Raw genomic sequence first — 18132 nt, forward strand, 5'->3', positions numbered from 1 at the left:
ATTTAGGGACCGGAAAGTTGTGCGACTGCCGGAGTGTCACACGCTTCGGTTGCTCGCACGCTAACTCTAAGCGGGCGGCCGGGCATCCCGGGCGGCAGTTGAGGGTTGAGGTCGCCCAGCGCTGCCTCGCCGGAAAGCGGTCGCGGGGGCGAGTCCGCTAAGCGGAAATCCTCGCATGTCCACTCCTCCCCCTAAAGCGGTCACCGGCTCGCCCGAACATCAAGCTTGGCCGACGCCCTGAACGGCAGCTTGTGGGAGGAAGCCTAGAGTCGGCAAAGGGCGCGGAGCCGCAGGCATGGGCGTCTCCAGCCCTCCCGCCGGAGAGCGGACATCGAATTGGACCGGGTGGGGTACCGGGTGGGGTGGTGAGCGGAAGTTCGGGTTTGGACCATAACCCGCCGAGCCCCCGCGCGCGCAAACGCAATGCCGCCGCAGTTGCGCGAGTACAGTTATGCGGAACTTTGGGGGGACGCATGGACGCTCGATTGCGCCGGCTTGGTGTTGCGGCCTTGGTCTGGATCAGCACTTGCGGCGCAGCCGCGCCTCAAACTGAAAATCCGCCGCCATTCGAGCCCTACATCCATCCTCAGACCATCGTGCGGCTTCCTGACGGGCGGCGCTTCAACATGGTGTGCATGGGCGACGGCGCGCCGACGGCGATCTTGCTCGGAGGCCTCGACGACTGGACTCTGGACTGGCGCTGGCCGCAGCAGAAGTTGTCGAAAATTACGCGGACCTGTTCGGTCGACCGCGCGGGTTTAGGGTTCAGCGACCCCGGCCCTATGCCGCGCGACGCGGCGGCAACCGTCTCCGACCTCTATCAGGCGCTGAAGTCGTCCCATATGCAGGGGCCGTTCATCCTAGTTGGCCATTCGCTCGGTGGCCTCGAGCTGCGGCTGTTCGCCTACGAGCATCCCCAGATGGTCTCGGGCCTCCTGTTGATCGATCCGGGGATTGAGCATACCACCGACAGGTTGGGAACGCCGAAGGCCGTGCGCGACAAGCAGCTGGCGTTCAACCGCGCTTGCCTCGCGAAGGCCCGGGCGGGCCAGATCGTCGCCGGAGAGATCGCGCCGGGTGAGACCGACCCCTGCGTGGACGCGTTCCCTCCGCAGTGGCCCGCCGAACAGAAGCAGCTGTTGCTGCAGATCTCGGCCCAGCCTTCCCGGTTCGAGACCTGGATCTCCCAATCGGACAACATGAACGGCCGTTCGTCCGACGAGGTTGAGACCGCGCGTCGCAAGCTCGGCTCGATTCCGCTCATCATCCTGTCGCGAGGCGGCGAGGATCGTTTCTCCGCCGCTCGGAACAACGACGATCAGGCTCGCCTCTATGCGATTTGGACGGGCGCGCACGAGGACGAGGCGCGCGACTCCACGCGCGGCGAGCATCGGATCGTCGAAGGGTCCGGCCACTGGATCTACGCCGCCCGTCCGGACGCCGTGGTCAGGGCGTTTCAGGAGGTCGTGAACGCGGCGCGGGCGTCCGGGAACAGGCCAGCGTCGAACTAGGGCGAGAATTGGCCGGCGGAGATAGCCGGTCCATGCCGCCACTTCTTCCGCTATGGGTCGCCAGCACGTATGAGCGTGGCTCCCGAAATCGCCCTCCGCCACGTCCGCTATCCGGCTGCGGTGGCGAGTCCGGTTCACCCCAGCTCGGACATTAGGCCGGAGCCGAGGACCTACCTTCAGGTCCACTGGATGTCGTCTTTCTGGCAGAAGGCTAATGACGGCTATGGGCGCATTCCGTCCATAGCCCGGCCGCAAAACTGCCGCGATGAATGGGCGGATGAGCGGTATGAAACCGCTCAGCTTGCTGTTGCTCCTCGCCTTCGCCTCTCCCTGCTTCGCCGAGCCGGAAGCTGGACCCCAAGCAGAGCCTTCGCCTGCGCCGCGTCCGCCGCCTCAGGACCGGCCCTTCCCCGGCATGGTAGAGCTCAGTGTCGACGCCCGCGACACGGATCACAAGGTCATGCGCGTCCATGAGCAGGTGCCCGTGGTCCCCGGTGCACCCCTGACCCTACTTTACCCGCAATGGGAGCCAGCCAGCCATGCCCCGACGGGCAACGTCGCCGCTCTTGCTGGCCTGAAGATCACGGCGCGGGGGCGATCCGTCGCTTGGCGGCGCGATGCCCTGGACGTCTACGCCTTCCATGTCGACGTCCCGTCCGGGGCGAGGAGCGTGGAGCTGGAGTTCCAGTACCTGTCGCCGACCCGCTCGGGGACGCTAGCCATGAGTCCGGACCTGGTGGCCGCGCTATGGCAGGACGTGGTGCTTTATCCTGCTGGCTGGTACGCGCGCGACATACCGGTGCGTGCTCGCCTACGCCTTCCGCCTGGGTTTCAGGCCGCCGGTTCGCTGGCCATTGAAGGCGTCGGGCCGGAGATCCGCTATGCGCTGGTATCGCTGGAGACCCTAGTGGATTCTCCTGTCTACGCCGGCCGCTGGATTCGCGACCTCGACTTGGGGCGCGCCGGCGGTGCGCCGGTGCGCTTGCATCTTTTAGCGGACCGGGCAGAATCTCTGGCTATACCCGCGGTCTTCCAGGACCGCCTCCGAACTCTGGTCATCCAAACCGCAGACGTGTTCGGGGCCTCTCACTTCCGTCGCTACGACTTCCTGGTTTCGCTCAGCGACGCGCTGCCGTCGGACGGTGGAACCGAGCATCTTCGCTCAAGCGAGAGCAACTTCGGCCCGGATTATCTATTGCATCCTGAGGCTCACCTGCTGCAGCAGGATCTGCTCGCCCACGAATACGTCCACAGCTGGAACGGGAAGGCTCTGGTCCCCACCGGCCTGTGGATGGCCGACCTCAACACTCCGACACGCGACAACCTGCTGTGGGTTTATGAGGGACAAACCCAATACTGGGGCATTGTCCTTGCCGCTCGGTCGGGTCTGCGGACCCCTCAGGAGACGCTAGACCTGCTCGCCGTTTTGGCTGCCAAGGCTCAGGCCCGCGCGGGCCGAGCGTGGAAATCCATGGCCGATAGCGCGCTCGATCCTGTGTTCGACGCCGGTCACAGCGTCGCGTGGCCTGACTGGCAGGGGCGGGAAGACTATTATGTCGACGGCGTGCTGCTCTGGCTCGACGTGGACACGCTGATCCGCGAGCGCACGGACGGGCGGCACAGCCTCGACGATGTCGCGCGCGCTTTCTTCGGCGGCGACGGGCGCAGCGAGACGGTGCGCACCTACAGCCTGGCTGATCTCTGCGCGGCCCTGAACCAAGTCGCCCCCATGGACTGGGCCGGCTTCTTCGCCGCGCGGCTGGAGGCGCACGACAGTCGACGCCTGCTCGATGGGGTGGAGCGAGGCGGCTATCGATTAGCCTTCGCCAAAAGCCCGACGAAAACCTTCCGCCAAACAGAGCAGGACGACGGAGGTCTCGACCTGCGAGCTTCACTTGGGCTGCTGGTGGGTGATCAGGGGGTGGTGCGGCGGGTGGTGTGGGACAGCCGCGCCTTTCGCGCAGGCTTCAGCCCCGGCGCCAAACTGACGACGGTGAACGGCGCGCCTTACAGCGACGCCGCTCTTCTCAGCGCGCTGCAGAACGAGCACGGGGCAGTGAAGTTAGGCTTCCTCCAGGACGACCGTGACCGTTCGGCTGACCTGATTGGGGTCAGTATGCCGTCCTATCCTTACTTAGAGCGGGGCAGCGGACGGCCCTGGCTGGATGAAGTGCTGCGGCCTGTGGGTGCGCGTCCGCTCCCCTAAGCACCGCGGGCGCCAGCAGAGTCCGGAAACTGGAGCTGCCCTGATGTCCACAAAGGGCGCTCATCGGCGGCGTATCCTCGCTTTAGAATCGGAGCTTGGGTGCGTTGCCTTGCGGCTTCGCCGTTACCGGCAGAATCGGCCGAGACCGGCTTCTAGGTGCAAGTGGTCTGAGTGGATGGCGTTGTAGTCGGGCGACAGGGTCGTGCCGAAGACGCTGCAGGCTTGGTCGCGGATCTGATGCAGGAACCGAGCAGCGGGTGTGTCGCCGTGCCAATCGCCCGCCACCGTGATCTGCCGACCGTCGCTTAGACGGAAGCCCGCCACGTCAATGGCCGCCGCCCGCGCGTGCGCGCTCGGACGCCCGTCGACCTGATTGTTGACGTTGCGGCAGGCGTAGACACCCAGATGATCGATCTGGCGTACATCAGCGCCCAAGATTTCGCGGGCCGCCGGCTCCACATCCTCTCGCCGCCACGTGGCGACCTCGGCTGCTAGGAGACAGGCCATCATAGGATTTGCGGGCGAAAGCCTGGCGTCCAGCTGGTTCGGCCTGTCGGTGAGCAGGACCGCGCCGGTGACGCGACAGAACTCACCCTCGCTCCGGTCGGCCACTGGTCTGAAGTTCAACCCCATGGCGGCGAGCTTGGCCTCGCAGGCCTGGACAGCAGCGGGCGCTTGTCGCGGCGCGGCCTGAGCGGCGCCAGCAGGTTGTTGATAGGGCGACGTGGGTGCTTGGGTATCCGCGAGCGGAAGCGGCGTGCAGGCGACCAGCGTCCCTAGCAGAGTTGATCCGGTGAGCGTCGCCGCCACGGCTCCTTGCCGCCACGTCATCAGCCGGCCCGCTTGATTTTCAGCGCGTCGGGCGGGCGAAGCCATTCCATTCTCCCACTTAAAGCGAAGGCCTGAGGACATCGACCTGGAGATGACGGCGGAAGTTCGGCGACAGCCCGCACGCCATCCTCCGCTGAGCTGCCTCGGAGCCGGGTTCACTTCGGAGAAAGCCTGAGCTTTCCGGATCACCTCCAACAGCGGACACCACGGAAATGGCAAGCCGCCCTCAACGGCGCTGCCCATGTCTCGTTTCGGGTAGAAGGTCATGTCTGGATAGGGCGCCAGTTCGTTTCAGGCACCCACTCACGTTCGCCGACCCTTCCCGCTCACAAGCGGACGCCATATTCAGCCGGGTAGGGTCGCGAGCACGGATTTGACCACCTCCGGAAACTCGCCGTTCCAGCATGTCCGCTTATCAGCAACGGCGGCGATTCCGCTTCCCCTCGGATGCGGACGTCACAGACCAAGGAGAGGTCTCGCCAGCGATGGCCGGAGAGTCGCGTTTCCGGCGAAAGGCCAATGTCGCCTTTGGGCGCGAAGATCATCCACGACCGATCCGGTAGGGCCCTGCTCGACGGAGGAGGGCTTTGCCCTTCCAGGTAAGCCTTATCTGACCCTCCGCCAGCAGTTGGTCGACAGCAGCGTGAACCGTCGGCATGGCCTCGCGCCAAGCCACCGGTCCAGTGGGGGCTTCAGAGGCGAAGAGCGCCCGCGCGACCTCGCTCGGGCAGACGGTCCCGCCTGGCCGAGCCGTCAATAGCATCAGGGTGGTGTCGCGCGCATTCATGCTCGCACGATCAAAGCCGTGAGGCTTCGTTCAGAGGTCGACCTTGGCGTTGTCACCCATCTTCGGCGCCGCGCCACTCACCACGGCGGCGACCATCTTCGCCAGCGCCACGGCCTTGCCGGGGCTATCCCAGAGCTCACCGTTGGCGGGGGTTAACGTCAGAAGGCGAATCGTCGGATCGGTCTTGTCCTCCCACCAAGCCTTATCGAAGTCCGTCCAAAGCTCCGCGATCTTGGCGCGGTCGTTGCTGAGCTTCGCCTCGCCGGCGACCAGGACGTACTTGTAGCTGCTATTGTCAGCCCAAGCGCAGGACACCGTCGGAAAGTGATCAACCTCCGCGTTCTTGCCGCCTTCGACGTCCACTAGGAAGTAGATGGCATGCTCGTCGCGCCGAACGCGGGCCGATAGGGGACGGCTGTGTTGCTGCTTCCCGTCCCAGGTAGTGAACATGCAGATGCCGATCTTCTCGGCTAGCTCCCAGATGCGATCCTGCACCTGCTCCGGCGTCTTCGGGTTATCATCCGTGCGCTCTTTAGCCATGGTCCACGTCCTTGTGTTGTGCAGGACGAACGCGGGGCTGGCCGAGGCGTTGCGGCCCCATGACCAGCCTAACGCTTTAATGACGCTGCCGCAGAACCATCCGTCAGCGCAGTCCCGCGGCTTCGGTACGTAGAGAATGGGAGGCAGCTGCGGAATGTCTTGTTTCTGGAGATTGGGCAGAGTCCGAAATGGGCGCACAGCACGGGGCAGTGCAAATCTGACCCGTCCGCTTCATACCAAAACATTGACGACTGTCTCGCTGGGTGTAGCTCAACGAATCTTCACTCGATACGTTGATGGTTCTTTCTGCGGGATGAGCGATAAGCTCCATATACGGAAGTTATCAGAACAAGCTTAGCGGTTGCCTTCTCTATGGATAATTTTTTGTAGGATTGCGACCTCGCAACCGCCTTGATCCCGAAGGATTACGGAGCCCAATGTCAATTGGAGCCCGACCTTTTGCCCACATCCAATGCGCGAGATTTGTCTCTACAGCCTATAAGCCGCCAAGTCGGGGATTATACAATTCGGACCTCTGTCATCGAGCTGATGGATAGCCAGGTCGGCTTTCGGACCACCATTCGCCACAACGAGAGTCACCGCTCCAGGCGTCGTTCATACCATTTGGAACAGGCCGCCGCGCTTCGCTATCACGATGGGCTCACGGCATCCGACATCGACGACCTGCCCTACGAAGACGATGAACCGGCTCTCCTTCGCGCCCAATCCGCGACGAGCACGGTTCGGCGGGCTCTTTCGCGTTAGGTGGCGATCATCCACATGATTTTGTGCGTGAGGTCTGCGCCTTCGAAGCAATTTTGGCGTCCGGAGACGGGCAGAACGTGCAAGTCCGTCGTGGGCGCGGAGCCGTGAGTAGGGGCATCTCCAGCCCTCTCGCCGGAGCGGACATCGAACTCGGCCGGGTAGGGTCGTATGCAGTCCATAGGCACTCGACCCGAAGAAGACATGGCGGACAAGCCCCGCTAGCCCAATATGCACGTTACGAACTGGGGCGGCCCACGCCTCCAGTGGGGGGATCGTTCGCTGGAGCGGTTTTGACCATTTGGCTTCCTGCGAGCGATTGGCATCCGATAACAGTCGATGCCGCCACGCAAATAGATACTCCACCATCGACTTTATATGTCTTTACGAGCGTTTCGTTGCCGAGTTGGATTTCAGCGCTCCCAGTCAGTGCGACGATTTTGTCCTCGCCAATCTGCGAAAAGGTGACGCCCCCTAACTGGGCTGGATCGCGTCGCACGAGAATGAACTTCCTGTTAAACCCTGAGATCGAAGATGCTGTTACTTTCGCTGACTTCATCTGATTAAGATCGGATGGGATGAGCGTTACGTCTATCCACGGGCGTTCAGAGATTTGACCTGCGGGTGGTTTGTTAGCGACCTGCGCCAAGCATGCGCCCGAACTGGCAAAAATACCGAGTGTGAGGCCGAACGCACGGACAGGGAACTTCATCAGAGGGGTTTCCGTGGGAGCGCAAGGCGGTGCGCGTCGCCCATAAGTGGTGGCACTCAAACCGAGCCGTCAAGACCGCCGGTGCGAGTTGCCGGCGCCGCCTTTGCCAAACGGCGCATCAGGGAAGGAATACCCGTGACGGCTGTAGGTTTGCCCTAGCCCTCTATGGAAACAGGGCTTGCGCATCTATTCCTTTCCGAGTGCGGGGCGACGCGAACTGCCAATAACCGGACATCATTTCAGCTGTTATGGGTCGACAGCACGTATGAACGCGGTGCCGGTAACTCGCCGATAGCAGATGTCCGCTCTGGCGCAGCGGCCTCATGTCCGCTCCTCCACCGCCTTCAGACGCAAGTGAGGTGCCGGAACGCTGCTGACGGCCGCCGTGAATGTCGCGAAACTGGAAGAAGGCGCAAGTCCCTTTTGGGCGCCTCGCTTTAAGCAGCTTCAGCAAACTCAGGCCATCGTGCTTCAGAGCGGCGAGCGCGTTCCTGTCAACGTCGCCGATAGCCTCGACGAGGAGGCCCCCTTCGATCTTGTGATCGTCACGACCAAGGCGTTTCAGGTCGACGCCTTCCTGCCGGCTCTGCTTCGCAGCAAGGCCGCGAGCCTTCATTTCCTGTTCGCCAACTTCAATCCCGAGCGGATCCGCGACGCCTTGCCGGGACGCCGCCTTGCCTTCGGCATGCCGTCTATCCAGTCGTGGATCGACGCAGACGGCGCGATCAAGATCAGCATTAGCAAGCGGCAAAAGACGCTGCATAGCGATCAGCGCTGGGTCGAGCTGTTCGAGACCGCAGGCCTCCCGTCGGCGTTCGAAGCAGACATGATGGGATGGCTGCGCTGGCACGCGCCCATGACGGTCGCCTTCGAGATGGTCTGCGTCGCCGGAGAGCGCCGCCACAGCGGCGCCACCTGGCGCGAAGCGCGCACGATGGCCCGTGGCGCAAAGGGCGGTTTCGCGATCCTGCGCGGCCTCGGCTACGAGATGCACAGCTCCAAGAAAAGTTTGAACGGGATGCCGCTGTTTGCTTTGACATTCCTCCTGTGGATGGTGTCGAAGATGAAGGACTTCCGCGTCCTGCTGGCCTCCGGCGAGAGGGAGGCGAGAGCGGAGGCGGATGCGATCATGGCGGCCGCAGCCAAGGATCCTGCACTGGCGGTAGCCAGGAAGGCGGTCGCCGCGACAAAGATTCCCTGTCTGACCGGATGAATCAATGAAAGGTCCCTCAACGGCAAGCCTCAAGCGCGTCAACGCAGAGAACTTGGCGGGCCTCGGCGCCGAACGCCTGGCCGGCATCCTCCTCGCGGTCGCTAACACCCGGCCTGAGCTGAAGAGACAGTTGCGGATGGAGCTGGCGGCCAGCCAGGGGGTGGAGCACTTGGCGCCCGAGATCGACAAGCGCCTGACCTCGCTGGAGACCTTGACGTCAAAGGTGAGCTGGCGACAGCGACCGACCTTCCTTCGCGACCTCGATGCGCTTCGCCAACTCATTGCTGAACGGATGGCCAGCCTTGATCAGGCCGCGGCGCTGGATCGAATGTGGCGGTTCATCAATGTCGCTCGCCGCATCGACGTCCGTGTGCGGGACAAACATGGCGAACTCGACGTCCTGTTCGACCGAGCCGCGGACGACCTTGGCCGGCTGGTTCAACGCGCCGGCGATGAGCGCAGCAGCATCGCCCTGGCGGACGCCATCGGACACAATCCGCGTGGGTGGCGGACTTGGTTGCCGGTGGTGCTTGGTGGCGCGCCGGAGGGCCTGGCCGCGGCGACCCTTCGATCTCTGGAGGGACTGCACCTGCCTGGTCAGGTCGGGCTTGTCCGCCAGCTCGCGGACGCCGCCGGCGACGTCGACGCCTACCGCGCTACCTATCTGGACGACTTCCTTCGCGAACCCGCCAATGCGGCCGAGGTGGCCAACCGTCTGATGGCTGTCGGACGGATCGCCGAGGCTGGCGAGCTGCTCGAAGCCGCGGTCGCCACGGCGATGGGGTCCAGCCGAGCTGGACAGGGTCGTGCGGTGGTGGATTTCGAGTGGGAGACGAGCTGGATCGACTATCTTGAGCGCTCAGGGCACGCCGAGGAGGCGCAGACGGCGCGATGGTCCGGCTTCGAGCGGACGCTGTCGGTGGAGCGGGCCAAGGCGTTCACGTGCCGTCTGGCCGATTTTGCGGACGTGGAGGCGGAGAACCGAGCGTTCGACATCGCGGCCAAGCATAAGGATTTCCAGCGCGGGCTGGCCTTTCTGATGGGCTGGCCGGCGACCGCCGAAGCCGGACGGATGATCGAGGCGCGTTCCGACGACATCCGTGTCACAGTTGAGCAGGCGGACCTCTGGGCGCCGAAGCTGCGCCAGACGAAGCCTCGCGCGGCCCATCTCTTGTTGCGCAAGGCCGCGGCGGAGGCCTTTCGGCGTCGGGAGTTCGCCACCTGCGATCGGCTCACCCAGGAAGCGGAGGCGATTGAGCTGCCCGACTCGGATTGAGGGAAGAGGCTATCGTCCTTCTCCCGCAAGCGTCCGCAGGGTGATCGAATAGCGGTGCTGCTCTAGCGGTGGGATGCTGTGTTCCCAGACGTGTCGTGAGGGCCCGGTCAAGACGTAGGACGAGCGCGGCTCGACCGGCAGGGAGATCCGCTCCCAGCGTTCGCCGATCTTCTTGCGGAATCGGAAGATGCAGGGGGCAAGGAGCGAGACCCCCACCACCTCCTCGAAGTGCGACTGTCCCGGTGCCAGCCAATCCCCGCACCCGGCCGGTACGCGTTGATCAGCACCTGCTCAAACGCTTCCGGAGCGAGGCCAGTGAACGCGCCGACCTTGCGACGGAGCGGCTCCAGAAAGTTCGGGATCGGAGCGGCGGCCCGGACAGTGCGGCTGGTATAGTCGTAGCGGGAGCCGAACCCGACGACATGGCGGTGGGCGAGATGGCCGTGGAAGTCGAACGGCTCGAACGTCAGGCGGCTCAATTCACGGACGAGCTCCGCCTCTTCGTCGGCGCTGATCAGCTCGGGCTGATAACGAAACCCTTCCGGTCCCATATCGGGCGCGCTGAACAGGTCTGTCTGCGCGGTCGCGCGAACCTGCTGAGGGGAGTGAGCATCCATCAGCAAAAGATGGGAGTTCGCGCCATGCCTGCCAAATCCGTCGTTCAACAAAAAGCCGGCGGCGCGGCCCTTTCCGCTGAGCAAGCGGCGTCTACAACGAGTCTTCTTCATCCGCGACCCGGTCGCATGATCGCCTGTCGTGGCGGAGCAACCATGCGGTCCTTCACGGGTTGAGACGAGGAAGGCGTCACGCGTGATTACTCCAACGAATGCAAAACAAGGGGCCTATACTATGTTGAAAGCCGTTTTGATCGGCGCTGCGACGCTATCTCTGCCGGTTATCGCCGGCGCGGCCATAATGCCGGCGCCGCCTACAGCCGACTACATGATGAAGGCGGGTCAGTCGGACCAGTTCGAGATTCAGACCGGTAGGCTGGCCGAAACGCAGGGCGGCAGCCACGCGGTCAAGCACATGGGCGCCAAGATGGTGGCCGACCACACCAAGTCGACCAAGTTGGTCATGGCGGCGGCGAAGAAAAGTCACATGCCGACTCCGGACTCGCCGCCGGCTCTGGACCGCGACCAGCAGGCGATGCTGAGCGACCTGCAAGACAAGCATGGCAAGGCCTTCGACACGGCCTACGTCTCCGACCAGATGACGGCGCACCAAAAGGCGCTCGACCTGCAGCAATCCTACGCGATGGGCGGAGAGAACCCCCACTTTAGGGCTGCGGCGAAGAAGATCGTGCCCGTGGTGAAGACGCACATCGCTATGCTGAAGCAGATGGGCGGCTAAGCCTGAACGGATGGCGGGGTTGATCACCAACGCGGTGGGCGTCGCCGCGGCGCTGTGTTCGATGATCAGCTTCGTGCCCCAGGCTACGAAGATCATCCGTGATCGTGACACCTCGGGGGTGTCCCTTAAGATGTACGTGGTGACGGTGATCGGCTTTGCACTCTGGAGCGGCTACGGCGTTCTGCTCCGGAGCTGGCCGCTCGTCGTATCGAACTTGGTCACTCTTGGCCTGGCGGGTCTGATCCTGGTGCTTAAGCTAATGTCGTCCAAAGGCCGTTGAACCCTCGTCTTGAACGATGACGACCTACCCGCCGCGGAGTTGCGGTTTAGCGTCTCCAGCATCAGCGCATAAGCGCCGAGGATCATAATAGCTAAGCTAGTTCAATCGGATGTCGCTTAGTCCTGGAACAAGTTGCAGTCACCGCGCTTTTTCCCTGCACAGATGGAGGTGGTTAATGGCGACGACCAAGGCGACGAAGCGCAAGGCCCCTGCGGGCACGACGATGGTGAAGCGCTATGACGGGCGGCGGGTGCGCCAACCCGATGGACTGGCCTTCTTGATGAAGCAGCACCGCGAAGTCGAGGCGCTCTTCGACAGGTTTGAGGCCTCGGAGGACGACGCTGAGAAGACGAAACTAGTCGATCAGGTCTGCTTGGCTCTGGCGGTGCACGCCAAGATCGAGGAGGAGTTGCTCTATCCTCCGGCGGAAGACAAGATCGACGAACCCGATCTCGTCGATGAAGCCTATATCGAGCACGCGACCGCGAAGGATCTCATCGCCCAGCTCGAAGGGATGACGGTCGGTGACCAATACTATGACGCCAAGGTCAAGGTGCTCAGCGAGTACATCGCCCATCACGTGAAGGAGGAGGAGACAGAGCTCTTCCCCGAAATCAAGCGCTCGGACATGAATCTGGCAGGCCTTGGCGAGAAGCTTGAGTCGCGTACCGAACAGCTCAAGGCCGAATTCGGAAACCCCAACAGTGCGGCGGCCAAGTCGAAAATCCGGGCGGACGCGGCCGCAGGCGCCCATCTATAGCGCGACAAGGCGGGGCGGCGAGTATTCGCCAAGGCTTCCTGTGGGTAGCCCAAGCCGGGTTCTCGTGGCCGCCGCCAAGCCGGCGGGAACACTCCGACGTGCCTAGGGTCAAGTCTTAGACAGCTTGGAGATTGAGCGTGTCCAACCGGGAAGAAATCGCTCCGAACGGCGACAAGCGCTACATCCGCCGCGACGGCGAGGGGCGCATCAAGACCTCGGTCGAAAAAGGTCGCTCTCTGTCGGATGAGGCCCGCCACAAGGCGAATACCGATGTGAAGCCGGGTCAGGGCGACCGCGGCAACCGCCACGCTAAATAGGCGCCAGCGCTGTGATCACCAGTCCTTTCGACCTCGCCCGCTTCGTGACTGCACAGGCGGGCGTTTTCGATCAGGCGCTGGAGGAACTCCGGGCAGGTCAGAAGCGGAGCCATTGGATGTGGTTCGTCTTCCCTCAGGTGAAGGGGCTCGGCCAGTCGCCCACCGCTCTGCGCTACGGAATTGCTTCGCTCGCTGAGGCCAACGCCTATATCGAGCATCCTGTGCTTGGCTCTCGGCTGGAGACAGCGGTGGCGGCCGTTCAGGCAAGCCCGGCGGCGAGCCTCAACCTCCTCTTCGGTTCACCAGACGACCTGAAGTTTCACTCCTCGATGACGTTGTTCGCCATCGTCGCGCCAGACGGGCCCTGCCAGGCTGCGCTGGATCGCTGGTGCAGCGGTGAATCGGATCCTCGCACCATGGAGCTTCTTCTGGACCGCCTGGGGAGGAACTAAATGGCTGGCCGGAAGCTGAAGGTCTTCCAGGCTCGGTTTGGCTTCTACGACACCGTCGTCGCGGCCCCGAGCCAGGCGGCGGCGCTCCGCGCATGGGACACGCACCAGAACCTGTTCGCCAGCGGCGAGGCGAAGATCACGACCGACGAGGCGGCTGTCGCCGCTGCGCTCGCGCATCCAGAGACCCCGCTTCGGCGCGCCGTCGGATCGAAGGACGCCTTTGCGCTTGAGCCGACCAGCCTTCCTAAGGTGCCTGACGCACCGAAGAAAGCGCCCGCGAAACCAGCCAAGGCGAAGGCGAAGCTGGCCGCGCCGCCGAGGCCGCCCGCCGATCGGTCCAGGCTGGACGCAGCCGAAAAAGCGCTGCGAGACGTCGATGACCGCCGAAAACGGGAAGAGGCGGACTTCCGCCGCAAGGCGGACGAGCTGGAGGCGCGGCGCGAGGCGGCCCAGAACGCCTACGTAGCGGCCCGCAAGGCGTCCATGGCGAGGGTTGTCGATGAACGGGGCGCTTATCGCAAGGCTGGTGGAGAGGACTGAGCTCGGCGACATTGGCGAGGGCTCAGAGTGGAAGACGGTGTTGCGCTTTCCGCTCCCTCGCACCCATCTGCAGCTGTCTACTCGCGTAAGGGAGTTGCGGATGATCTCAGAGAAGGAAGCCGTGGCGACGCTTCTGCCGATCGATCTGCTGATCAGGCTCGACATGTGGATCGAGAGCATGGAGAAACCGATTAGCCGGGCCGAAGCCCTCCGAGCGCTTGTCGTAGCTGGGCTGCATTTGATGGAAGACAAAGCCAGTGAGCGATGAAAAGTCGGGACGTTTGACGGTCAAACACTTTGACCGTTCCTTCAACGCGCTGTGGCGAGTCGAGGGCAGGATGGTGGAGCTATCCTCCGAGCTCGGATCTGAGCGCTTCGCACTTGGCGCTCTGGTATCTGCGCCCGCCACGGTGGCCCGCGAGGGATTTCGGGAGATGGTGCGCAGGGCGACCCGTAAGGCTCAGCCGTCTCAAACGGAACGGGCGAGGTTCGACGTCAGAGGCGCTTAGCTGAGGCGCGCCTGGCCAGCACGCGCAAGATGGACGGTTCGGTTATTCGGTCTTCGGGGCTGCTGAAGCGGCGATAAGTTTCTGAAGCTGAGTTCTAACGCTGCGACCGTAGAGCTGCCCCACGACATCGGTGTAATTCTCAGCCGCAAGGCGTGCGCGAATGTCGCCGACGTCGGCACATTTGCCTGACCTCGCGAGTTCGAAGGCGCGCTCAAGGGTCGTAGGCCTGTGGATCATCATCTAAACGCGTAACCGCCGGAAGGACGGGGGAGTGCGACCTAACGCTGGGCGAGGAGGATGGTTCGTCTAAGGATAATCTTATGGTTCGAAAACTCGCTCTCGCCATCGGTTGGCTGATCGTCGCGGTGATCGTGTTCTCCACCCTCAGCCCGATTCATCTGCGCCCCAAGACCGGGCATCCTGACTTCGAGCGGTTCGTGGCATTTTTCTTGGCGGGCGCCTGTTTCGCCGTCGCCTACCCACGCCACCGGCGATGGGTATCTGCGGCGATCGTCGTCGGGGCGTGTCTGTTGGAAGCGGCGCAGCTCCTCGTGCCAGGTCGCGATGCTCATGTGCACGACGCCGTCGTCAAAGTCGTCGGCGGCTTGGTCGGGATGGCGATCGCCGCGCTGATCGACCATCGGATAGCAATTCGGCGCCTGAATCACGTCCCGGCAAATCTGGCCTAGGCATCCTGAGCAGGACAACACCCTCCTTCAGCCCGAAATCCGGCAGCGTATCAGCGTCTCCTTGAGCAGGGTTGGACCGACGCCTTCGCGCGCAGCAGCCGGAGAGACCGCTCTGGACCTTCTGGGACTACCCGCGTCACCGATGGCCAACGACAAAGGTATGCGGCGGCACTGTCAGCGCAAATTCACATATGCCGGTTATGAGGGGATCGCCCAGCGGTCCGACCTCGCCAATGCCTTATGGTGTCGGCACTTGCTGCCCAAACCAAGCCGGCGAAAACAAGCGGGACGCTAGAGGCTATGGAATTCCGGGTTTGGGCTGACAATGCCGGCGCCGGCCTCCGGCCATGGCGGCAAGCGACCGGCCGATCATGTGCGGTCCGAGCCAAGGACTAGGTTTTTGATCGACGGCGGGCGGTCTTCCGCCATGCCTTCGGGTTTCTCCTCATCCTCGCCGACTTTCAGCCAGGCGCGACCGTCACGCGCCAGCAGGGTGTCGGCCCCGGCCGGTCCCTGAGAGCCGGCCGGATAGGCTTCGGGCTCGCCGCCCTGGGCCCAGGCGTCCAGCACGGGCTGTACAGCGGCCCAACTCGCCTCGATGGCGTCGGCACGCTGGAACAGCGTCGCGTCTCCAATCATACAGTCGTAGAGCAGGGTTTCGTATCCCACGCTGGGGCGTTCGTCGAAGAAGTCCTGGTACATCATAGTGGACGCCACGGCGCCGAGCTTCATCTCGGGTCCAGGCCTCTTGGCCAGAAACTGGGTCTTCACGCCGTGCTCAGGATCGAGCAGCAGGCGCACGATGTTGGGCGTCAAGGTTTCGACCGGGGTGTCGCGGAACATTTGATAGGGCGCGGGTCGGTAGTGGACGGCGATTTCGGTCCCACGTCCGGCCATGCGCTTGCCGGTGCGCAGGTAGAACGGCACACCCGCCCAGCGCCAGTTGTCGATCTCCAGCTTCAAGGCGACGTAGGTTTCGGTGCGGCTGTCGGCGACGACTCCGGGTTCCTGGCGATAGCCGTTGGCAGGCTGCCCCGCCGTCTCGCCGGCCGCATATCGCCCGCGCACCGCGTTTTCAGGCGGGATGGGGCGGATAGCCTTGGCCAGGCGGGCTTTCTCGGTTCGCACGTCCTCTGCGTCGAAGGACGGCGGCGGGTCCATGGCCACCATGCTCATCAGGCTAAACAGGTGATTGGGAACCATGTCGCGGAGCGCCCCTGTGGGTTCGTAGAAGGCCCCCCGACCTTCGACCCCGACGGTTTCCGCGGCCGTGATCTGGATGCTGTCGATGTATTCGCGTCGCCAGGTCGGCTCGAACATGCCGTTGGCGAAGCGCATCGCCAGGATGCTTTGCACCGTCTCCTTCCCAAGGAAGTGGTCGATGCGGAAGATCTGGCTCTCGTCCGCCTGCTTCAGGATGTTGGCGTTCAACGCCTGCGCCGAGGGCAGGTCCGATCCGAACGGCTTCTCGATCACCACCCGTCGGAACGCCTTGTCGGTCTGCTTCAGCAAGCCGGCCGAGCCCAGTCCCTCGACGATGGTGGCGAAGAAGCGCGCGGCCACCGCGAGATAGAAGATCACCGGACCGTCGCCCACCGCCGCCTTGATTTTCTCGAAGGTGTCGCTCTGACTGAAATCGCCCGACAGATAGGACAGCCGATCCGATAGCCACCCCCAGGCCTTTTCGTCGATCCTGGGGGTGTAGAACTCCGCTGTCCTGTCTTTGGTGAAGGACTGAAGCGTGTCGCCGAGCGCCTTCCGCCAAGCGGCATCGTCCTGCTGCACTCGGTCCACGCCGATAACCTTGAAGCCGTCGTCGAGCAGACCTTGGTCGGACAGGCTGTAGAGCGACGGCGTCAGCAGCCGCTTGGTCAGGTCCCCGCCAGCGCCGAAGATGACCAGCGTGCAGGGCGGCGCCGTTTTGACCCCAGCCGGCGCGGGCTTTTGATCGGCGCGGGACGCAGAAGTTGGTGCAAGCGGCGAGGTGGGCTCAGTCATGGGGCGGCCTTCGGGAGGAGCGGGTTTATCTTCTGGGCGACAACGGGCCGGCGGTCGATTGGATCGGCGGGGCACTGTCAGACCAAATTCACACAAGCTGATTGTGAAGGGTTCGCGCAGCCGCGGGTCCTCGCCAACGCTTTATGGTGTCGAACCTTGCTGTCCAACTCAGACCCGCGAAAATAAGCGGAGCGCCAAAGGCTACGCGATTTCGCGTTTGGGCTGACAATGCTATGCGGACGTTAAGCCACCGCTTCCGAACCGCCTGTCGCTGAATAGACCTCGCCGGTGACGTAGCTGCCCTCTTGCGAGGCCAACAGCACAAAGATCGGCGCCAGCTCCACCGGCTGGCCGGGACGACCGAAGGTGGACTCCTCGCCGAACTTTTCAACCATCTCCTGGGTCTGGCCACCGCTGGGCTGTAGAGCGGTCCAGAACGGACCGGGGGCCACCACGTTGGCGCGCACGCCCTTCTTGATCATCTGCTTGGACAACGCCTTGGTGAAAGCGACGATGCCAGCCTTGGTGGTCGCGTAATCCAGCAGACCTTCAGATGGTTTGTAGGCCTGGACCGACGCGGTGTTGATGATCGAGGCGCCGGCCGGCAGGTGGTCGGCAGCGGCCTTGGTGATCCAGAACATGGCATACAGGTTGGTCTTCATGGTGTGGTCGAACTGTTCGGCGGTGACGTCGCCGATTTCAGGCTGGGTCTTTTGCTTGCCGGCGTTGTTGACCAGGATGTCCAGCCCACCGAGTTCTCGGACAGCTTCGTCCACCAGCGTCTTGCAGAAGGCTTGATCCTTGATGTCGCCTGGCAGCGCCAGGGCCTTGCGGCCTTCCGCTTCGATCAGCTCGATCACTTCGCGCGCGTCCTTTTCTTCGGACGGCGTGTAGACGATAGCCACGTCCGCGCCCTCTCGGGCGAAGGCAATGGCCGCTGCGCGGCCGATACCAGAGTCTCCGCCAGTCACCAGCGCCTTACGTCCCTCTAGCTTGCCGGAACCGCGGTAGCTGGTTTCGCCATGGTCCGGCTTGGGATCCATGTCCTGCGCCAGCCCCGGTGCGGGCTGCGGCTGCTTGGAGAAAGGCGGTTGCGGGTATTGCTTGCGGGGATCCTGCATGCGCAGCCGACCATCGGCATCGGGGAAATTGGCGGGATTGGCGTCCATGGAAGACTCCTCGTTTGCGGACCAGAACGTCTGTCCGTCTTCGAAGCCGTAACCGATTGGGGACGCCAAAGTTCAAAGCTCAGCTTGAAGGAGCGATGCCCTACTCAACGACATATCTCGATAAAAGTGGCCGATACCTAGGGGTCAGGACCCATTGATATGAGAGGCGCGATCTGATTCAGGCTCCGCGAGGAGACTGGATGTGAGCGACCTGTACTGGCTGACGG

General features: G+C 63.4%; 20 protein-coding genes. 12 read left to right on the plus strand and 8 right to left on the minus strand.

From position 1 onward, the window contains the following. The first annotated feature begins 635 nt into the window (after positions 1 to 635). A complete protein-coding gene (locus GSQ87_RS06935; protein ID WP_158914676.1) occupies positions 636 to 1511 on the plus strand; it encodes an alpha/beta fold hydrolase in 876 nt (291 codons plus the stop codon). 286 nt (positions 1512 to 1797) lie between these two features. Continuing rightward, positions 1798 to 3717 carry a M61 family metallopeptidase gene (locus GSQ87_RS06940; RefSeq protein ID WP_158914678.1) on the plus strand — a complete coding sequence of 640 codons (1920 nt, stop codon included), beginning with the start codon at positions 1798 to 1800 and terminating at the stop codon, positions 3715 to 3717. Between the two features lie 123 nt (positions 3718 to 3840). Here GSQ87_RS06940 and GSQ87_RS06945 read toward each other — a convergent pair whose 3' ends face one another. The 4 genes from GSQ87_RS06945 to GSQ87_RS06960 form a co-directional block, all read right to left on the minus strand. Next, positions 3841 to 4593 carry an extensin family protein gene (locus GSQ87_RS06945; protein ID WP_254062799.1) on the minus strand — a complete coding sequence of 251 codons (753 nt, stop codon included), beginning with the start codon at positions 4591 to 4593 and terminating at the stop codon, positions 3841 to 3843. 496 nt (positions 4594 to 5089) lie between these two features. Next, the gene (locus tag GSQ87_RS06950; protein ID WP_158914680.1) at positions 5090 to 5335 is read right to left on the minus strand and encodes a DUF3253 domain-containing protein; all 246 of its coding nucleotides are present in this window, start codon (positions 5333 to 5335) and stop codon (positions 5090 to 5092) included. Positions 5336 to 5365: 30 nt separating this feature from the next. Beyond that, positions 5366 to 5875, minus strand: coding sequence for a pyridoxamine 5'-phosphate oxidase family protein (locus tag GSQ87_RS06955; protein WP_158914682.1), 510 nt, complete (start codon positions 5873 to 5875; stop codon positions 5366 to 5368). Positions 5876 to 6875: 1000 nt separating this feature from the next. Next, complete coding sequence (locus tag GSQ87_RS06960; RefSeq protein WP_158914684.1) at positions 6876 to 7349, minus strand: hypothetical protein; 474 nt, start codon at positions 7347 to 7349, stop codon at positions 6876 to 6878. Positions 7350 to 7734: 385 nt separating this feature from the next. On the opposite strand from GSQ87_RS06960, the gene GSQ87_RS06965 reads away from it, so the two are divergent. Beyond that, on the plus strand, positions 7735 to 8562 hold the full coding sequence (locus tag GSQ87_RS06965; RefSeq protein WP_158914686.1) for a ketopantoate reductase family protein: 828 nt from the start codon (positions 7735 to 7737) through the stop codon (positions 8560 to 8562). A 4-nt stretch (positions 8563 to 8566) separates the two neighbouring features. Further along, a complete protein-coding gene (locus GSQ87_RS06970; protein ID WP_158914688.1) occupies positions 8567 to 9838 on the plus strand; it encodes a DUF6880 family protein in 1272 nt (423 codons plus the stop codon). A gap of 9 nt (positions 9839 to 9847) precedes the next feature. Here the strand turns inward: GSQ87_RS06970 and GSQ87_RS23075 are convergent, their stop codons facing one another. Together GSQ87_RS23075 and GSQ87_RS06975 are read right to left on the minus strand one after the other, a co-directional pair. Continuing rightward, positions 9848 to 10027, minus strand: a complete 180-nt coding sequence (locus GSQ87_RS23075) for a hypothetical protein (RefSeq protein ID WP_371416656.1) — start codon at positions 10025 to 10027, stop codon at positions 9848 to 9850. Further along, positions 9946 to 10566: an alpha-ketoglutarate-dependent dioxygenase AlkB gene (locus GSQ87_RS06975; protein WP_216839104.1), complete on the minus strand. Its 621-nt coding sequence runs from the start codon at positions 10564 to 10566 to the stop codon at positions 9946 to 9948. Before GSQ87_RS06975 ends, GSQ87_RS23075 begins: the two co-directional genes overlap by 82 nt. Before the next feature lie 121 nt (positions 10567 to 10687). Here GSQ87_RS06975 and GSQ87_RS06980 point away from each other — a divergent pair, with 121 nt between their 5' ends. From GSQ87_RS06980 to GSQ87_RS07015, 8 genes are all read left to right on the plus strand, one after another. Then, on the plus strand, positions 10688 to 11191 hold the full coding sequence (locus tag GSQ87_RS06980) for a DUF4142 domain-containing protein (protein ID WP_158914690.1): 504 nt from the start codon (positions 10688 to 10690) through the stop codon (positions 11189 to 11191). Positions 11192 to 11201: 10 nt separating this feature from the next. After that, on the plus strand, positions 11202 to 11471 hold the full coding sequence (locus GSQ87_RS06985) for a SemiSWEET family sugar transporter (protein ID WP_158914692.1): 270 nt from the start codon (positions 11202 to 11204) through the stop codon (positions 11469 to 11471). A 175-nt stretch (positions 11472 to 11646) separates the two neighbouring features. After that, complete coding sequence (locus GSQ87_RS06990; protein WP_158914694.1) at positions 11647 to 12231, plus strand: hemerythrin domain-containing protein; 585 nt, start codon at positions 11647 to 11649, stop codon at positions 12229 to 12231. Positions 12232 to 12368: 137 nt separating this feature from the next. Then, a complete protein-coding gene (locus GSQ87_RS06995; RefSeq protein ID WP_158914696.1) occupies positions 12369 to 12548 on the plus strand; it encodes a hypothetical protein in 180 nt (59 codons plus the stop codon). 11 nt (positions 12549 to 12559) lie between these two features. Continuing rightward, complete coding sequence (locus GSQ87_RS07000; RefSeq protein WP_254062800.1) at positions 12560 to 13000, plus strand: DUF1810 domain-containing protein; 441 nt, start codon at positions 12560 to 12562, stop codon at positions 12998 to 13000. Then, the gene (locus GSQ87_RS07005; protein ID WP_158914698.1) at positions 13001 to 13540 is read left to right on the plus strand and encodes a cell envelope biogenesis protein TolA; all 540 of its coding nucleotides are present in this window, start codon (positions 13001 to 13003) and stop codon (positions 13538 to 13540) included. A 100-nt stretch (positions 13541 to 13640) separates the two neighbouring features. Beyond that, on the plus strand, positions 13641 to 13808 hold the full coding sequence (locus GSQ87_RS07010) for a hypothetical protein (protein WP_158914700.1): 168 nt from the start codon (positions 13641 to 13643) through the stop codon (positions 13806 to 13808). 561 nt (positions 13809 to 14369) lie between these two features. After that, on the plus strand, positions 14370 to 14738 hold the full coding sequence (locus GSQ87_RS07015; RefSeq protein WP_158914702.1) for a VanZ family protein: 369 nt from the start codon (positions 14370 to 14372) through the stop codon (positions 14736 to 14738). Between the two features lie 369 nt (positions 14739 to 15107). On the opposite strand, the gene zwf is transcribed toward GSQ87_RS07015, so the two are convergent. Together zwf and GSQ87_RS07025 are read right to left on the minus strand one after the other, a co-directional pair. Then, positions 15108 to 16736 (minus strand): glucose-6-phosphate dehydrogenase, encoded by a 1629-nt coding sequence (gene zwf / locus GSQ87_RS07020; protein WP_158914704.1) that lies wholly within the window; start codon positions 16734 to 16736, stop codon positions 15108 to 15110. A gap of 242 nt (positions 16737 to 16978) precedes the next feature. After that, positions 16979 to 17905 carry an SDR family oxidoreductase gene (locus GSQ87_RS07025; protein ID WP_254062802.1) on the minus strand — a complete coding sequence of 309 codons (927 nt, stop codon included), beginning with the start codon at positions 17903 to 17905 and terminating at the stop codon, positions 16979 to 16981. Between the last annotated feature and the right edge of the window lie 227 nt (positions 17906 to 18132).

Source organism: Caulobacter sp. S45 (genome assembly GCF_009765965.1).
Classification (GTDB): domain Bacteria; phylum Pseudomonadota; class Alphaproteobacteria; order Caulobacterales; family Caulobacteraceae; genus CAHJWH01.

What these genes read in the sequence shown, in the direction of transcription:
- GSQ87_RS06935 (WP_158914676.1), top strand. Translation starts at nt 636, where the DNA reads ATGGGCGACGGCGCGCCGACGGCGATCTTGCTCGGAGGCCTCGACGAC.
- GSQ87_RS06940 (WP_158914678.1), top strand. Translation starts at nt 1,798, where the DNA reads ATGAAACCGCTCAGCTTGCTGTTGCTCCTCGCCTTCGCCTCTCCCTGC.
- GSQ87_RS06945 (WP_254062799.1), bottom strand. Translation starts at nt 4,593, where the DNA reads ATGGCTTCGCCCGCCCGACGCGCTGAAAATCAAGCGGGCCGGCTGATG.
- GSQ87_RS06950 (WP_158914680.1), bottom strand. Translation starts at nt 5,335, where the DNA reads ATGAATGCGCGCGACACCACCCTGATGCTATTGACGGCTCGGCCAGGC.
- GSQ87_RS06955 (WP_158914682.1), bottom strand. Translation starts at nt 5,875, where the DNA reads ATGGCTAAAGAGCGCACGGATGATAACCCGAAGACGCCGGAGCAGGTG.
- GSQ87_RS06960 (WP_158914684.1), bottom strand. Translation starts at nt 7,349, where the DNA reads ATGAAGTTCCCTGTCCGTGCGTTCGGCCTCACACTCGGTATTTTTGCC.
- GSQ87_RS06970 (WP_158914688.1), top strand. Translation starts at nt 8,567, where the DNA reads ATGAAAGGTCCCTCAACGGCAAGCCTCAAGCGCGTCAACGCAGAGAAC.
- GSQ87_RS06975 (WP_216839104.1), bottom strand. Translation starts at nt 10,566, where the DNA reads ATGAAGAAGACTCGTTGTAGACGCCGCTTGCTCAGCGGAAAGGGCCGC.
- GSQ87_RS06980 (WP_158914690.1), top strand. Translation starts at nt 10,688, where the DNA reads ATGTTGAAAGCCGTTTTGATCGGCGCTGCGACGCTATCTCTGCCGGTT.
- GSQ87_RS06985 (WP_158914692.1), top strand. Translation starts at nt 11,202, where the DNA reads ATGGCGGGGTTGATCACCAACGCGGTGGGCGTCGCCGCGGCGCTGTGT.
- GSQ87_RS06990 (WP_158914694.1), top strand. Translation starts at nt 11,647, where the DNA reads ATGGCGACGACCAAGGCGACGAAGCGCAAGGCCCCTGCGGGCACGACG.
- GSQ87_RS07005 (WP_158914698.1), top strand. Translation starts at nt 13,001, where the DNA reads ATGGCTGGCCGGAAGCTGAAGGTCTTCCAGGCTCGGTTTGGCTTCTAC.
- GSQ87_RS07010 (WP_158914700.1), top strand. Translation starts at nt 13,641, where the DNA reads ATGATCTCAGAGAAGGAAGCCGTGGCGACGCTTCTGCCGATCGATCTG.
- GSQ87_RS07015 (WP_158914702.1), top strand. Translation starts at nt 14,370, where the DNA reads ATGGTTCGAAAACTCGCTCTCGCCATCGGTTGGCTGATCGTCGCGGTG.
- zwf (WP_158914704.1), bottom strand. Translation starts at nt 16,736, where the DNA reads ATGACTGAGCCCACCTCGCCGCTTGCACCAACTTCTGCGTCCCGCGCC.
- GSQ87_RS07025 (WP_254062802.1), bottom strand. Translation starts at nt 17,905, where the DNA reads ATGGACGCCAATCCCGCCAATTTCCCCGATGCCGATGGTCGGCTGCGC.